General features: G+C 67.5%; 12 protein-coding genes. 3 read left to right on the plus strand and 9 right to left on the minus strand.

Annotation, left to right across the window (positions count from 1 at the left end; all coding sequences use genetic code 11):
- Positions 1-45: 45 nt before the first annotated feature.
- From A9976_RS02235 to A9976_RS02265, 7 genes are all read right to left on the minus strand, one after another.
- On the minus strand, positions 46-2,343 hold the full coding sequence (locus A9976_RS02235) for an NADP-dependent malic enzyme (RefSeq protein ID WP_183017638.1): 2,298 nt from the start codon (positions 2,341-2,343) through the stop codon (positions 46-48).
- A gap of 185 nt (positions 2,344-2,528) precedes the next feature.
- Complete coding sequence (locus A9976_RS02240) at positions 2,529-4,016, minus strand: nucleobase:cation symporter-2 family protein (RefSeq protein ID WP_013803717.1); 1,488 nt, start codon at positions 4,014-4,016, stop codon at positions 2,529-2,531.
- Between the two features lie 400 nt (positions 4,017-4,416).
- The gene (locus A9976_RS02245; protein ID WP_012204031.1) at positions 4,417-5,709 is read right to left on the minus strand and encodes a M20/M25/M40 family metallo-hydrolase; all 1,293 of its coding nucleotides are present in this window, start codon (positions 5,707-5,709) and stop codon (positions 4,417-4,419) included.
- Positions 5,706-7,481, minus strand: a complete 1,776-nt coding sequence (gene uraD / locus A9976_RS02250) for a 2-oxo-4-hydroxy-4-carboxy-5-ureidoimidazoline decarboxylase (protein WP_183017639.1) — start codon at positions 7,479-7,481, stop codon at positions 5,706-5,708. Before uraD ends, A9976_RS02245 begins: the two co-directional genes overlap by 4 nt.
- A gap of 6 nt (positions 7,482-7,487) precedes the next feature.
- On the minus strand, positions 7,488-8,444 hold the full coding sequence (puuE, locus tag A9976_RS02255) for an allantoinase PuuE (RefSeq protein ID WP_065346749.1): 957 nt from the start codon (positions 8,442-8,444) through the stop codon (positions 7,488-7,490).
- The gene (locus A9976_RS02260; RefSeq protein ID WP_012204034.1) at positions 8,441-9,118 is read right to left on the minus strand and encodes a GntR family transcriptional regulator; all 678 of its coding nucleotides are present in this window, start codon (positions 9,116-9,118) and stop codon (positions 8,441-8,443) included. The genes puuE and A9976_RS02260 overlap by 4 nt, the downstream gene beginning before the upstream one ends.
- A gap of 86 nt (positions 9,119-9,204) precedes the next feature.
- Positions 9,205-10,128: a LysR family transcriptional regulator gene (locus A9976_RS02265; RefSeq protein ID WP_043823989.1), complete on the minus strand. Its 924-nt coding sequence runs from the start codon at positions 10,126-10,128 to the stop codon at positions 9,205-9,207.
- A 124-nt stretch (positions 10,129-10,252) separates the two neighbouring features.
- Here A9976_RS02265 and A9976_RS02270 point away from each other — a divergent pair, with 124 nt between their 5' ends.
- The 3 genes from A9976_RS02270 (at position 10,253) to A9976_RS02280 (ending at position 13,816) form a co-directional block, all read left to right on the plus strand.
- Entirely contained in the window at positions 10,253-11,359 is a 1,107-nt protein-coding gene (locus A9976_RS02270; protein ID WP_034391100.1) for a tartrate dehydrogenase, read from the plus strand.
- Positions 11,360-11,411: 52 nt separating this feature from the next.
- Entirely contained in the window at positions 11,412-12,389 is a 978-nt protein-coding gene (locus A9976_RS02275; RefSeq protein WP_183017640.1) for a tripartite tricarboxylate transporter substrate binding protein, read from the plus strand.
- Between the two features lie 104 nt (positions 12,390-12,493).
- On the plus strand, positions 12,494-13,816 hold the full coding sequence (locus A9976_RS02280) for a glycerate kinase (RefSeq protein WP_183017641.1): 1,323 nt from the start codon (positions 12,494-12,496) through the stop codon (positions 13,814-13,816).
- Positions 13,817-13,856: 40 nt separating this feature from the next.
- Here A9976_RS02280 and A9976_RS02285 read toward each other — a convergent pair whose 3' ends face one another.
- Together A9976_RS02285 and A9976_RS02290 are read right to left on the minus strand one after the other, a co-directional pair.
- Positions 13,857-14,780: a Fic family protein gene (locus A9976_RS02285; RefSeq protein WP_183017642.1), complete on the minus strand. Its 924-nt coding sequence runs from the start codon at positions 14,778-14,780 to the stop codon at positions 13,857-13,859.
- The gene (locus tag A9976_RS02290; RefSeq protein WP_232245897.1) at positions 14,770-15,108 is read right to left on the minus strand and encodes an antitoxin VbhA family protein; all 339 of its coding nucleotides are present in this window, start codon (positions 15,106-15,108) and stop codon (positions 14,770-14,772) included. Before A9976_RS02290 ends, A9976_RS02285 begins: the two co-directional genes overlap by 11 nt.
- Positions 15,109-15,157: the final 49 nt, after the last annotated feature.

A 15,157-nucleotide genomic window follows, 5' to 3' on the forward strand; every position in this document is an offset into this window, starting at 1 on the left:
AAAGGCGCCCCTGTGAAGGGGCGCCTTTTTTGGGTGCGGCGCGGATCAGCCGCGGGCAGCGATGGCCTGGGCTGCGGCCAGGGCCGTCATGTTGACCACGCGGCGCACGGTGGCGGAGGGGGTCAGCACGTGGGCTGCCGCGGCGCCGCCCAGCAGGATGGGGCCGATGGTCGTGCCGTGGCCGCCCGTGGTCTTGAGCACGTTGAACAGGATGTTCGCGGCGTCCAGGTTGGGGCAGATCAGCACGTTGGCCTCGCCGTGCAGCGAGGACTCGAGCAGGGAGCGGTCGCGGATGGCTTCGGACAGGGCGGAGTCGCCGTGCATCTCGCCGTCGCATTCCACGTCGGGGTTGGCGGCGGCGAACAGGTCGCGCGCGGCGCGCATCTTCAGCGCCGAGGGGCGGCTGGAGGAGCCGTAGTTGCTGTGCGACAGGAAGGCCACCTTGGGCGGCAGGCCGAAGCGGGCCACTTCCTCGGCCGCCAGGCGGGCGATGTCGGCCAGCTCGGTGGCGTTGGGCGCATCGTTGATGTAGGTGTCGGCGATGAACAGCGTACCGCTGTCCAGCATCACGGCGTTGACGGTGGCGAACTCGCCGGCGCCTTCCTTGAGGCCGAGCACGTCGCGCACATGGGCCAGGTGACTGTCGAACTTGCCGACCAGGCCGCAGAGCATGGCGTCGGCATCGCCCAGATGGACCATGAGCGCGGCGATCAGCGTGTTGGAGCGGCGCACGGCGGCCTTGGCGGTCTCGGGCGTGACGCCGTTGCGGCCCATCAGGCGGTGGTAGGTTTCCCAGTACTGGCGGAAGCGCGGATCGTCCTCGGGGTTGCAGATCTCCACGTCCTTGCCCAGCACCAGGCGCAGGCCGGCCTTGGCGATGCGGGCCTCGATCACGGCGGGGCGGCCGATCAGGATGGGCTTGGCCAGGCCGTCATCGACGGCGACCTGGGCGGCGCGCAGCACGCGCTCGTCTTCGCCTTCGGCATAGGCCACGCGCTGCTGGTTGGCCTTGGCAGCGGCGAACACCGGACGCATGAACATGCTGGTCTGGTAGACGAAGCGGGTCAGGCTCTCGCGGTAGGCGTCGTAGTCGGCGATGGGGCGGGTGGCGACGCCGGATTCTTCGGCGGCCTTGGCCACGGCCGGCGCGATGCGCAGGATCAGGCGGGTATCGAAGGGCGTGGGGATCAGGTAGTCGGGGCCGAACTTCAGCTCCTTGCCCTGGTAGGCGGCGGCGACTTCATCGCTGACGTCCTGCTTGGCCAGTGCGGCGATTTCGCGCACGCAGGCCAGCTTCATGGCTTCGGTGATCTTGGTGGCGCCGCAGTCCAGCGCGCCACGGAAGATGTAGGGGAAGCACAGGACGTTGTTGACCTGGTTGGGGTAGTCCGAGCGGCCCGTGGCCATGATGCAGTCAGGGCGCACGGCCTTGGCCAGCTCGGGGCGGATCTCGGGCTCGGGGTTGGCCAGGGCCAGGATGATGGGCTTGTCGGCCATGGTCTTGACCATGTCGGCAGTGAGCACGCCGGGAGCCGAGCAGCCCAGGAAGACGTCGGCATCCTTGACGGCATCGGCCAGGGTGCGGGCGTCCGTCTTTTGCGCGTACTGGGCCTTGGAGGCGTCCAGGCCACCGGGGCGGCCTTCGTAGATCACGCCCTTGGAGTCGCACATGAAGACGTTTTCGCGCTTGACGCCCAGGCCCACCATCACGTTCACGCAGGCGATGGCGGCAGCGCCGGCGCCGGAGACGGCGATCTTGACGTTGCCGATCTGCTTGTCCACCAGCTCCAGCCCGTTGAGCAGGGCGGCGCTGGAGATGATGGCCGTGCCGTGCTGGTCGTCATGGAACACGGGGATGTTCATGCGCTTGGACAGCTCCTGCTCGATGTAGAAGCACTCGGGCGCCTTGATGTCCTCGAGGTTGATGCCGCCCAGCGTGGGTTCGAGCGAGGCGATGATCTCGATCAGCTTGTCCGGATCGCGCTCGGCCAGTTCGATGTCGAACACATCGACGCCGGCGAACTTCTTGAACAGGCAGCCCTTGCCTTCCATCACCGGCTTGCCGGCCAGCGGGCCGATGTCACCCAGGCCCAGCACGGCCGTGCCGTTGGTGATGACGCCGACCAGGTTGCCGCGCGCCGTGTATTCGGCGGCCAGCGAGGGGTCGGCCTGGATGTCCAGGCAGGGGTAGGCCACGCCGGGCGAATAGGCCAGCGACAGGTCGCGCTGGTTGGACAAGGGCTTGGTGGGCGTGACGGAGATCTTGCCCTTGTTGGGGCTGCGATGGTATTCGCGGGCTGCGTCGCGCAGGGCTTGTTCGGCGTTGGACAGGTTTTGGGTCATACGGGAATTCTCTGCAAATGCTCTCGGAGCTTACCGGATAGCTACAGCCTATGAGGGTCAGGACAGTTTTGCCTCAGGGATTTCGACAACAAGCCCCCTGGCGCCTATGGACGGCAGGGGGCGCACGGCCCGGCGGGTAGGCCGGGCGATTGTTGGGCGTGCCCGCCAGGGCGGGCACTGTTTCATCAGTGGGCGTCTGCCTGGCGTGCGGCCCGGACGGCAGCAGAGGTGTCGCTGCTGGCTCCGTTGAAGAAAATGTTCAATGCCACCGCGGTAATCGAGGCCAGCAGGATACCGGATTCGATCAACGGATGAATGCCGTGGGGCATCCATTGGCGGAAATTCGGCGCCACCAGCGGAATCATGCCCACGCCGATGGACACGGCGACGATCATGGCGTTGTTGCGGTTGGTCTGGAAATCCACGTTGCTCAGGATGCGGATGCCGGTGGAGGCCACCATGCCGAACATCACCAGGCCCGCGCCGCCCAGCACCACGGTGGGCAGGGACTCGACCAGGGCGCCCATCTTGGGCAGCACGCCCAGCACGATCAGGATCACGCCGCCGGCCACGCAGACCCAGCGGCTCTTGACGCCGGTGACGGCGACCAGGCCCACGTTCTGCGAGAAGCTGGTGTAGGGGAAGGTGTTGAAGATGCCGCCGATCAGCGTGCCCAGGCCGTCGGTGCGCAGGCCGCGCGTCAGCTCGTCCTGGCTGATCTTGCGATCGGTCATGTCGCCCAGGGCCAGGAACATGCCGGTGGACTCGATCATCACCACCACCATCACCAGACTCATGGTGAGGATGAGGATGGGGTCGAACACCGGTGTGGCGATCTCGAAGGGCAGCACCATCGTGAACCATTCGGCCTTGGCGACCTTGCTGAAGTCCATCAGGCCCATGGCCACGGACAGCACGCCGCCGATCAGGATGCCCATGAGCACCGAGACGTTGGCCAGGAAGCCCTTGGCAAAGCGCGCGATCAGCAGGATGGACAGCAGCACGATGGCCGAGATGCCCACGCCGGTCAGGTCGCCGTACTTGGGGTTGGGAATGGTGGGCACGACCGCGAAACCCTTGGGCACGGGCGGCAGCGAGGAGCCTGGCGCGCCGGCCGTGGCCTGGGCGTCGGCCAGCCATTTCAGGTGCTCGGGGTTGGGCACGCTGGGAGCGGTGGGGCCGACGGGGTTGCCGAAGATCCAGTTCACGCCCACGCGCATCAGGCTGATGCCGATGACGGCAATGATGGTGCCGGTCACCACGGGCGGGAAAAAGCGCAGCATGCGGCTGATCAGCGGGGCGATGAGGATGGACACGATCCCCGCCCCGATCACCGAGCCGAAGATCAGCCCCGCCCCCGCCGAGCCGCCCGTGCTCTGCGCCATGGACACCATGGGCGCCACGCTGGCGAAGGTCACGCCCATCATCACGGGCAGCTTGATGCCGAACCACTGTGTCGCGCCCATGGCCTGGATCAGCGTGATCAGGCCGCAGCAAAACAGGTCGGCCGAGATCAGGTGGGCCACCTGCTCGGGCGGCAGGTTGAGTGCGCGGCCGACGATCAGGGGCACGGCCACGGCGCCCGCATACATCACGAGAACGTGCTGCAGGCCCAGCGCCGTGAGCTTGCCTGCGGGCAGCATCTCATCGACGGGATGAACGGAAGATTGCATGGGGATTTGTCTCCTCGGGATTTATGGGAACGGACGCCGGCGTGGCAGGGTTCGGCGCCAACATCCATACAAAAAGTGTATACAGATCATGGGAAATTTCTGCTCCCGGTAAACCCTGTTGCGGCAGTCGCGCCAACCCGTTTTGGTGCGCATCGCCTGCCAGGGCGGGAGTGCCATGGTGCATTGCAAGATGGATGCCAGCCGCCTGGCAAGCACCAGGCACCGTGCTGGTGCCTGGCGGCCGCTACCGCGCGGCTTGGCGCGGCTCGTGCGTGGCTCTGGCGCACGGCATGGGCTGCGGTGGTGCATGCGCCCCGATGCGGTGCCCGGGCGCAAAAAAGCCCGGCGGCGCCGGGCTTGGGTGTCAGGCCTTGATGCGGGCCGTCAGGCGGTCAGATGGTCAGGCCGTCAGGTCGCACAGCATGCGCGCAATGACCTTGGTGGCGCGGCGCAGGTCCTCCAGCACCAGGCGCTCGTCGGCGCGCTTGGCGTGGGATTCCAGCACGGTGCGCGGGCCGGCGCCGTAGATCACGCCGGGAATGCCGCGCTCCACGTACAGGCGCACGTCGGTGTACAGCGGCGTGCCCACGGCCGGGGGCTTTTCGCCGAACACGGCTTCGCCATGGGCCTGGATGGCGTCCACCAGGGGCTTGTTGCCCGCCAGCGGCGTCATGGCATTGGCCAGCAGCAGGCGCTTGATGTCCACGCGCACGGCATCCTCGCCCGTGTAGCCGCCCTTGGCGTTGAAGTCGGCAATGGCCTGGGCGATGACGGCGCGGATGCTGGCCTCGACCTCGGCCGGGTTCTCCTCGGGGATCATGCGGCGGTCGATCTTGAGCACGACCTTGCCGGGCACCACGTTGGTGTTGGTGCCGCCTTCGATGCGGCCGATGTTCAGGTAGGGGTGCTTGATGCCCGGCACCTTGGAGGTCACCTGCTGGTACTTGGTGTTCTCGGCGTACAGCGCGTTCATCAGCACCACGGCGGCCTGCAGCGCGTCCACGCCCGTGTGGGGCACGGCGGCATGGGCCATCTTGCCCTGCACGGTCACTTCCATCTGCAGGCAGCCGTTGTGGGCGGTGACGACTTCGTAGCTGAAGCCGGCCGCGACCATCAGGTCGGGTTGGGTGAGGTTGTTGGCCAGCAGCCAGCCGGGGCCCAGGATGCCGCCGAATTCCTCGTCATAGGTGAAGTGCAGTTCCACCGCGCCCTTGGAGGGCCGGGCCACGGCTTCGAGCGCACGCACGGCGTAGGTGAAGGTGGCGAAGTCGCTCTTGCTCACGGCGGCGGCGCGGCCGTAGAGCTTGCCGTCCTCGATGGCGGCGCCATAGGGGTCCTGGGTCCAGCCTTCACCGGGTGGCACCACGTCGCCGTGGGCGTTCAGCGCAATGGTCAGGCCGCCGCCGGCGTCACCTGCGCTGCCGTAGGGGCGGCGCACGATCAGGTTGGTGATGGACTCCATGCCGTAGGCCTTGACGTCGGCCTCGGGCACGGTGTGCTTCTCGGCCTCGTAGCCCAGGGTCTTGAGCAGCTCGGCCGTGCGCTCGGCATGGGGGGCGTTGTTGCCGGGCGGGGTGTCGGTCGGAACCTGGACCAGGGCCTGCAGGAATTGCACCTCTTCATCGAAATGCTGGTCGATCCAGGCGTCCAGGGCGGCGTAGGTGGCTTGCTTGTCTTGGTTCATGTCGGTCATTGCTGCTCTTGGGCCAGCTGGTTCAGTACGTGGGAGAAGGCATCGACGGACAGTTGCATGTCGTCGGCGGTGGAGCTTTCCAGCGGGTTGTGGCTGATGCCGGCGTTCAGGCCGCGCACGAACAGCATGGCCTGGGGCATGATTTCGTGCAGCTTCATGGCGTCGTGGCCGGCGCCGCTGGGCATGCGGTACAGGGGCACGCCCAGGGCGTCCACGGCGGCTTCCCAGCGCTGCTGCCATTCGGGGGCGCTGGGGGCGGCGGCGGCCTTCATGGCCAGCTCGGTGCTGTAGCGCAGGCCGCGGCGCTGGGCGATGGCCTCGATCTCGGCCAGGATGTCGGCCACCATGGCGTCGCGCTGCTCGTTGGTGGGCGCGCGCAGGTCCAGGCTGAACTGGCAGCGGCCGGGAACCACGTTCACCGAGCCGCTGGGCACATTGAGCTGGCCCATGGTGGCCACCGAGGTGCCGTCGCGCGCGGCGCGCTTTTCGATGTACAGCGCCAGCTCGGCCACGCCGCAGGCGGCATCGCGGCGGCGGTCCATGGGCGTGGTGCCGGCGTGGCTGGCCATGCCGATCATCTCGCAGATGTAGCGCGCGCTGCCGTTGATGGAGGTGACGATGCCCAGCGGGATGTCCAGCTCGTTGAGCACCGGGCCCTGTTCGATGTGCACCTCGATGAAGCCCAGGTAGCGGGCCGGATCGCGCTGCAGCTTGGGGATGTCGTCAATGCACAGGCCGGCATGCTGCATGGCCTCGCGCAGGGTGATGCCGTCGGCATCCTTTTGCTCCAGCCATTCCTGCCTGAAGTCGCCGATCAGTGCGCCCGAGCCCAGGAAGGTGGCCTTGTAGCGCTGGCCTTCCTCTTCCGCAAAACCCACGACCTCGATGTGGAACGGCAGGCGCCTGCACTGGCGGTGCAGCTCGCGCACGCAGGCCATGGGCACGAAGATGCCCAGGCGGCCGTCGTACTTGCCGCCGTTGCGCACGGTGTCGTAGTGGCTGCCGGTCAGCAGGGTCCTGGCGTCCTCGGTGGCCGCCTTGTAGCGGCCCACGACGTTGCCCACGGCGTCGATCTCGACCTCGTCGAAGCCGCAGTCGCGCATCCAGTGGCTGATGCGCTGGGCGCAGGCGCGGTGGGCATCGGTCAGGTAGGTGACGGTGAGCTGGCCCTTTTCGGCATATCCCGGGTCGCTGTGCTGGGCCAGCTTTTCCTGCCAGTCCCAGACATCGTTGCCCAGCTCGGGCGTGTAGCCGAACTTGTCGTTCAGGCGGATCTCGGCAATGCGGTGGATGTTGCGCAGCGCCTCGCCCAGCTCGAAGTCGGGATGGTTGTGCAGGCGGCGCTCGAAGGTCTCGATGATCTCGGCCTTGGCCAGGCCCGCGCCGCGCGGACCGCGCACGGCCAGGATGAAGGGAAAGCCGAAGCGCTTGCCGTACTCGGCGTTGAGCTTGCGGATGTGCTCCAGCTCCTCGGGCGTGCAGCGCGTCAGGCCGGCCTTGTTCTGCTCGTTGGTGGATTCGGCCGTGAGCGTGTTGGCCTCCATGGCCTTGCCGGCCAGCTCCGGGTGGGCGCGGATCAGGTCGAGCTTGGCCTGCACGGGTGCCTTGTCCAGCACCTGGGCCATGGCGTACTTGATCTGTGCCAGCGAGCGGAAGGGGCGCTGGGCCAGCGCGGCCTCGGCAATCCAGGGCGAGTGTTCGTAGAGGCCGTCGAGCAGACCGGTGGCGGTGGCCAGGTCGGCGGCGTTGAGTTGTTCCAGCGTCAGAGCCATGCTGCGTTATTCCTTGTCGGGATGGTGGTGCGCCCAGTGGCGCGCGAGGTCGATGCGGCGGCAGACCCAGACCTTGTCGTGCCGCTGGATGTGGTCCAGAAAGCGCTGCAGTGCCGTGATGCGGCCGGGGCGGCCCAGCAGGCGGCAGTGCATGCCAATGCTCATCATCTTGGGGGAGTCGTCGCCGGCCGGATCGCCCTCGGCGTAGAGGGCGTCGAACGTGTCCTTCAGGTATTGGAAGAACGGGTCGGCGTGCGAGTAGCCCTGGGGCAGGGCGAAGCGCATGTCGTTGCAGTCCAGCGTGTAGGGCACGATGAGCTGGCTGCGGGTGCTGCCGTCGCTCTTGCCGACCTTCATCCAGAAGGGCAGGTCGTCGCCGTAGTAGTCGCTGTCGTAGGCGAAGCGGCCGTCGTCGGCCACCAGGCGGTGGGTGTTGGGGCTGTCGCGGCCCGTGTACCAGCCCAGGCCGTGGTCGCCATCGTGGCCGTACAGCTCGCCGAAGATCTCCATGCACTGCTGCATGTGGGCGCGCTCGACCTCGGCGGGCACGCCCTGGTAGTGGATCCACTTGAGGCCGTGGCAGGCCACTTCATGGCCCAGCTCGTCGAAGGCCTGGGCCAGCTCGCGGTGCTTTTGAAGCGCCGTGGCCACGCCGAACACGGTCAGCGGCAGGCCGCGCTTCTCGAACTCGCGCAGGATGCGCCAGACGCCTGCGCGCGAGCCGTACTCGTAGATGCCTTCCATGCTCATGTGGCGCTCGGGGTAGGCGGCCGGGTTGAACATTTCGGACAGGAACTGCTCGCTGGCGGCATCGCCGTGCAGCACGCAGTTCTCGCCGCCCTCTTCGTAGTTGAGGACGAACTGCACGGCCACGCGGGCCTGGCCTGGCCAGCGGGCGTGGGGGGGCGTGCGACCGTAGCCGATCAGGTCGCGGGGATAGGGGGCAGTGGCGTCGTAGGTCATGCGGATACGGAGGAAAGGGCCATCGAAAGATCGCTGGTCGGCATGTCGCGGTCGAAGGTCAGGCCGGCTTCCACGTGGTCCAGGTGCTGCTGCATGAGCTGCACGGCGTGGTCGGCGTCGCCGCCGGCCAGGGCCGTGACGATTTCGGCATGCTCGTCATGGGAATGCTCGGCGGCCGTGCTGGACTGGTACATCAGCGTGATCAGCGCGCAGCGCGAGATCAGCTCGCCCAGCAGCTGGGCCAGCACCTCGTTGCCCATGAGTTCGGCCATGCGCACGTGGAAGTCGCCCAGCAGCTCGGTGCGCTGGCCGACGTCGTTGCCGTCCATGGCCTTTTTCTCGGCCGCCACGTGCTGCCGCAGCGCGCGGATCTTGGCCGGCGTGCTCTGGGCGATGAAGGCGCGCACCATCTCGGCTTCGAGCATGCGGCGCACGGCGAAGACCTGGCGCGCCTCGTCCACCGAGGGCGTGGCCACGAAGGCCCCGCGCGCGGGTTCGAGCCGGATCAGGCGGTTTTGCGACAGCTGGAACAGCGCCTGGCGCACCAGGGTGCGCGAGACGCCGAAATGGTCTGCCAATTTCTGCTCGGCCAGCTTGGTGCCGGGCAGAAGACGGTGTTCGACGATGGCCCGGGTCAGGCTCTCGACAATGAAACTGGTGGTGGAAGTCTCCATTCAGCCATCATAGCGGCTGGTCACAAGAGTTGTATACAGTTTCTGTCTACTGCTTATTGGCGTTTCCCCGCATACGGCATGCCTTTTCAGAAGCCGGGCGCGGCCGTATCGAAGTGCCGTGCCAGGTGCTCTACAAAGCGCTGCACGCGCTGGGTTGCCGCATGCCGCTGCGGATAGACCACATGGATGTCGGCCGGCGCCGTGGCATGGTCGGCCAGCACCTGCACCAGGCGGCCGCTGCGCAGATAGCGGGCGACATCCCATTCGGCGCGCATGACGATGCCCAGGCCGGCCAGGGCCCAACCCACGGCGATCTCGCCATCGTTGGTGCTCAGGCTGTCGCGCAGGCGGATGGCCTCGGTCTTGCGGCCGGGGCCGTTGTGGGTGAAGCGCCAGACGCCGTGGGTGTCGTCGCCCTGGCGGATGTCGATGCAGTCGTGCTGCATCAGCTCGCGCGGGGTGGCTGGCGTGCCGCGCCGTGCCAGGTAGGCGGCAGACGCGCACAGCAGCCGCCGGTTGGGCGCCAGGCGCCGCGCGATGATGCGCGCGTCCGGCGGCTCGCCAAAGCGTATGCACAGGTCGAAGCTGTCATCGACCAGGGGCGGCGGCGAGGCCGACAGCTGCAGCTGCACCTGGATCTGCGGGTGCCTGCGCACGAAGCTGGCGATCAGCGGCGCGATATGGCTGCGCCCGAATCCCAGCGTGGCATTGATGCGCAGCAGGCCCTGCGGCTGCCCGGGCATGCCGGCCACGGCCTGCTCCATGGCGGCAATGTCATCCAGGATGCGCCGCGCATGGGCCAGGTAGGTCTGGCCCTCATCGGTCAGGCCCAGGCGCCGCGTCGTGCGGCTGACCAGTTGCACGCCCAGCCGCGCCTCCATCTGGGACAGGCGCTTGCTGGCCGCCGGCGTGGTGATGCCCAGCTCGCGGGCCGTGGCCGACAGGCTGGCGCTGCGGGCCAGCAGGCAGAAGAAGGCCATCTCCGATGGCGCTGAGACGGGTGTGCTCATTGTTGAATCAAAGTGAACGATGCCATCACTCTAGAGGCGCGCGCGGCGTTGTTCCATCGATAGATTCACGGACAAGGCCATGGATCCGCATGGCGCTTCATCCACCGCAATCCAAGGAGCCCTCATGACAAAGACATACCGCATCGCCTGCATTCCCGGCGATGGCATCGGCAAGGAAGTGGTGCCCGCAGGGCAGGAGGTGCTGCAGGCGCTGGCCGAAACCCAGCCCGGCCTGGGCTTTGCCTTCACCAGTTTCGGCTGGGGCGGCGACTGGTACCGCGCGCACGGCGAGATGATGCCGGCCGACGGGCTGGACGCGCTGCGCGGCCAGGACGCCATCCTGTTCGGCTCGGCCGGCGACCCGCACATTCCCGACCATGTCACGCTGTGGGGCCTGCGCCTGAAGATCTGCCAGGGGTTCGACCAGTACGCCAATGTGCGGCCCACGCGCATCCTGCCGGGCATCGATGCGCCGCTCAAGCGCTGCGCGCGCGAGGACCTGGACTGGGTCATCGTGCGCGAGAACTCCGAGGGCGAATACGCGGGCGTGGGCGGTCGCGCCCACCAGGGCCATCCCATCGAGGTGGCCACCGACGTGAGCATGATGACCCGCGCGGGCGTGGAGCGCATCATGCGCTTCGCCTTCCGCCTGGCGCAGTCGCGGCCGCGCAAGCTGCTGACGGTGATCACCAAGTCCAACGCCCAGCGCCATGCCATGGTGATGTGGGACGAGATTGCGGTGCAGGTGGCCGCCGAGTTCCCCGACGTGCGCTGGGACAAGGAGCTGGTGGACGCGGCCACGGCGCGCATGGTCAACCGCCCCGCCTCGCTGGACACCCTGGTCGCCACCAACCTGCATGCCGACATCCTCAGCGACCTGGCGGCCGCGCTGGCCGGCAGCCTGGGCATTGCGCCCACGGGCAACATCGACCCGGAACGCCGCTACCCCAGCATGTTCGAGCCCATCCACGGATCGGCCTTCGACATCATGGGCCAGGGCCTGGCCAATCCCGTGGGCACCTTCTGGAGCTGCGTGATGCTGCTGGAGCACCTGGGCGAGCACCGCGCCGCGCAGCGCCTGATGCAGGCCGTGGAGCAGGTGACGGCCGATGCCGCGCTGCACACGCGTGACCTGGGCGGCAAGGCCACCACGCGCCAGGTCACCGATGCCGTCTGCGCACGGCTGCGTGCGCAGACGGCCGAGGCCCAGGCCGAGCCCGTGCCTGCCTGAGCGCGCGCTGCATGGTCCGATAACCCACAAAAGAACAGACAGGAGACAAACCATGAACCGCATCACCAGGGTTGCCGCCGCGTGCGCGCTGGCCACCGCCATTCCTGCCACCATCCCCGCTGCCTGGGCACAGGCCTGGCCGGCACGCCCCGTCAACCTCATCGTGCCGTTTCCCGCAGGCGGCACCACCGACGTGCTGGCGCGCGCGCTGGGCCAGGAGCTGTCCAAGAGTCTGGGCCAGCCCGTGGTCGTGGAAAACCGCCCTGGCGCGGGCGCCACCCTGGGCGCCGACCATGTGGCCAAGGCGAAACCTGACGGCTACACCCTGCTCATGGGCGCCGTGCACCACACCATTGCCACCAGCGTCTACCGCAGGCTGGGCTATGACTTCCAGAAGGACCTGGCGCCCATCACCGTGGTGGCCGTGGTCCCCAATGTGCTGGTGGTCAATCCGCAGGTGCCGGCCAAAACCGTGCAGGAGCTGCTGGCCCAGGCCCGGGCCCAGCCCGGCAAGCTGGCCTATGGCTCCAACGGCGCGGGCACGGGCCAGCACCTGATCGGCGCGCAGTTCGAGTCCATGGGCGGCGTGCAGCTGCTGCACGTGCCCTACAAGGGCAGCGGGCCGCTGACCACGGACCTGCTGGGCGGGCAGATCGCCATGTCCTTCGATACCGTCACGCCTGTGCTGCCCCACATCAAGGCCGGCAAGCTGCGCGCGCTGGCCGTGACCACGGCCCGGCGCTCGGTGGCCCTGCCCGATGTGCCCACGCTGGACGAGGCCGGGCTCAAGGGCTTCGACATGGGCACCTGGTTCGGCGTGCTGGCACCGGCCGCCACGCCCCGCGAGGTACTGGCGCGGCTGGGCGCGGACATGAACCGCATCATCGAGTCCCCGCAGTTCCGCAGGAAGATGGAGGAGATAGGCGCCGAGCCCATCGGCGGATCGCCCGAGCAGATGGCGCGCCAGATCCGCGACGACACCGACCGCTTCGCCAGGCTGGTGAAGGATGCCAAGGTGGCCCTGGATTGAGTTGGGTTGGCACGAGGAACGAGGCCGGGCGAATCAGTTGTGACTTGACCGCATGCCACCGCCGGTGCAGGAAATTCCATAATGCCCGGCGGAGACAACACACCATGACCAGCACCACGGACCTGCACCTCACCGATCCCCAAGCCTTTCTGCTCGACCTCTACCGCGCTGCGGTCAAGGATGCGCAGCCCCTGTACAGCATGGCCCAATGCCTGCCAAAGCCTCCCAAGGGCCGCACCCTGGTGCTGGGCGCGGGCAAGGCCGGCGGCTCCATGGCCCAGGCGCTGGAGGCGCTGTGGCCAGCGGACGCGCCGCTGTCCGGCCTCGTGGTCACGCGCTACCACCACATCCCGCCGCGCCCCGAAGGCCTGGCGCAGCGCATCGAAGTGGTCGAGGCCGCCCACCCCGTGCCCGATGCGGCAGGCCTGGCCGCCGCCGAACGCATCCTCGCGCTGACCGAAGGGCTGACCGAGGACGACCTCGTGCTGTGCCTGATCTCGGGCGGCGGCTCGGCCCTGCTGACCCTGCCTGCCGAAGGCATCGACCTGGAGGAAAAGCAGCGCATCAACCGCGCCCTGCTGGAAAGCGGTGCCGCCATCGGCGAGATGAACTGCGTGCGCAAGCACCTGTCGCGCATCAAGGGCGGGCGCCTGGGCGCGGCCTGCGCGCCTGCGCGCGTGGTCACGCTGACCATCAGCGACGTGCCGGGCGACGACCCCTCCATCATCGCCAGCGGCCCCACCGTGCCCGATGCCAGCAGCTGCGCCGACGCGCTGGCCATCCTCGCGCGCTACCGCATCGACGTGTCCGAATCCGTGCGCCGCGCGCTGGAGGCGGGCGAGCTGGAAACACCCAAGCCCGGCGACGCGCGCTTCGACGGCCACGAGGTCCACATGATCGCCACGCCCCAGCACTCGCTGGAGGCGGCCGCACGCGTGGCCGAGGCCGCAGGCCTGCGCACCCATGTGCTGTCCGACGAGATCGAGGGCGAATCGCGCGAAGTCGCCAAGGTCCATGCCGCCCTGGCGCGCGCCGTGGCCCGCCACGGCCAGCCGTTTGCAAAGCCCTGCGTGATCCTGTCCGGCGGCGAGACCACGGTCACCATCCGGCAGCGCCCGGCCGGCACGCCCAAGGGACGCGGCGGCCGCGCGGGCGAGTTCTGCATGGGCCTGGCCCAGGCCCTGCAGGGGCAGGACAAGGTCTGGGCCCTGGCGGCCGATACCGATGGCATCGATGGCGTGGAGGACAACGCGGGAGCGCGCGTGTCGCCGGATACGTTGGCGCGGGCTCAGGCTCAGGGAATGCGGATTGCCGAGTACCTGGATCGCAATGATGCGTATGGGTTCTTTGATGCGCTGGGGGATCTGGTGGTGACCGGGCCTACGCATACCAACGTGAATGACTTCCGGGCGATTCTGGTGCTTTGAGCGGAGTCGGCCCGTTGCCACAACGGCGCATGCCTGCACTTCACCATTCGTGGCTGCGGACGAAGTCCACGGTTTCCCCGGTGTTCAGGCAGTTCTGAACGTGGTCCATGACTGATTGAATGCCGGCTTCCTGCGCTTCAGGATTGCCCGGCATCTGCGAGGCCAGGCGGGTCGCCGCTGCATGTATGACCTGGTATGCCGCTTCAAGCTCGGGGTGCTCATGCAAGGCTTCCCGCTCGTTCAACCGCTCGAAGGCCACTGCGCGGCTCGGACGTACTGCGTCGCGCAGCAAGTCGGGCAGGGCGGAATGGACTTTCAGCCGGTCCTGCGTGCGCAGGATTTTTTGCATGGTGTTTTCGTGCTGCACGTGCGGTTTCGCCAGCTCGTTCACGCTGCGGTCGCGGGCGATATGGAGAAGATCACGCCCGGTCTCGCTGTGTCCGAATCGTGCCCAATCGACCTCATATCCAGCTTCCCTGGCGAGCTGCCTGGTGAAGGTGCGAAGCGTGCGGCTGTTGCCATCGCTGAATGGATGGGCGTAGTCCAACTCGATGTACATCCTGGCAAGCCGTGCCGTGAATTCAGCGGTCTTCAAGCCGCGCAGCTCGTCGGGGCTGGCTTCTTCGAGGGCCTTGTCGAGTCTGGCCATGGCCGCGTCGTCCATGCGTGAATAGACGACATGGAAAGTGCCTCCCATGGTCGATAGGCCGCGCTGCTTCATCCAGTCCTGGCCATGGAGTACCTGTGTTCTGAATTCGCCAGGCGTGACCTCATGGAAGCCGGCGTCCGGCAAGTCCTGGAAGATGCGATGGTGGACTGCCTTCAGGTGGGCAGCGTCGAAGCTGCCACGCACGGGCTCCAGCTCCAGCTCGACAAGCCGTTTGAATGTGTGATCGGCTTCGAGTTGCCGACGCTGCGCTGCAGTCAACGTGTTCGCGGATGCAGGCGGGAACTCATCGCGCATTGACCTTCACCTGGACGAAATCGGCAAGCTGGATATCACCCTGGATAAATTGGCGTGCGCCGGTATCAGCAGCTTCGGAAGGCGTGAAGCCTTCCAGTCCGACGGACGCGCGGGCGAAGTTGACGGCTGCTTCGCGCCGGCGTTTCTCCGTTGCGGAAATGGCGGTGTTCACAGGGCCGCTGACGCGCTCACGCGATTGGTTGACATAGGCGCGCATCAACTCGCGCAGCACTTGTGCTGCGGGGCGGTTTTCCTGCAAGGCAGCGTCGGCAAACTCTGAGCGCAGTTCAGGCTCGACACGAAATGTCATTTGCACTTCTTTGGACATGGCTGGCACCTCGCAAGACGGGAATCAAACATGCCGTTCGGGTGGCATT

The organism is Delftia sp. UME58 (assembly GCF_014170385.1).
GTDB classification, from domain to species: domain Bacteria; phylum Pseudomonadota; class Gammaproteobacteria; order Burkholderiales; family Burkholderiaceae_C; genus Comamonas; species Comamonas acidovorans.

Coding starts and splice junctions, on each gene's coding strand:
- A9976_RS02235 (WP_183017638.1), bottom strand. CDS start 2,343: ATGACCCAAAACCTGTCCAACGCCGAACAAGCCCTGCGCGACGCAGCC.
- A9976_RS02240 (WP_013803717.1), bottom strand. CDS start 4,016: ATGCAATCTTCCGTTCATCCCGTCGATGAGATGCTGCCCGCAGGCAAG.
- A9976_RS02245 (WP_012204031.1), bottom strand. CDS start 5,709: ATGACCGACATGAACCAAGACAAGCAAGCCACCTACGCCGCCCTGGAC.
- uraD (WP_183017639.1), bottom strand. CDS start 7,481: ATGGCTCTGACGCTGGAACAACTCAACGCCGCCGACCTGGCCACCGCC.
- puuE (WP_065346749.1), bottom strand. CDS start 8,444: ATGACCTACGACGCCACTGCCCCCTATCCCCGCGACCTGATCGGCTAC.
- A9976_RS02260 (WP_012204034.1), bottom strand. CDS start 9,118: ATGGAGACTTCCACCACCAGTTTCATTGTCGAGAGCCTGACCCGGGCC.
- A9976_RS02265 (WP_043823989.1), bottom strand. CDS start 10,128: ATGAGCACACCCGTCTCAGCGCCATCGGAGATGGCCTTCTTCTGCCTG.
- A9976_RS02270 (WP_034391100.1), top strand. CDS start 10,253: ATGACAAAGACATACCGCATCGCCTGCATTCCCGGCGATGGCATCGGC.
- A9976_RS02275 (WP_183017640.1), top strand. CDS start 11,412: ATGAACCGCATCACCAGGGTTGCCGCCGCGTGCGCGCTGGCCACCGCC.
- A9976_RS02280 (WP_183017641.1), top strand. CDS start 12,494: ATGACCAGCACCACGGACCTGCACCTCACCGATCCCCAAGCCTTTCTG.
- A9976_RS02285 (WP_183017642.1), bottom strand. CDS start 14,780: ATGCGCGATGAGTTCCCGCCTGCATCCGCGAACACGTTGACTGCAGCG.
- A9976_RS02290 (WP_232245897.1), bottom strand. CDS start 15,108: ATGTCCAAAGAAGTGCAAATGACATTTCGTGTCGAGCCTGAACTGCGC.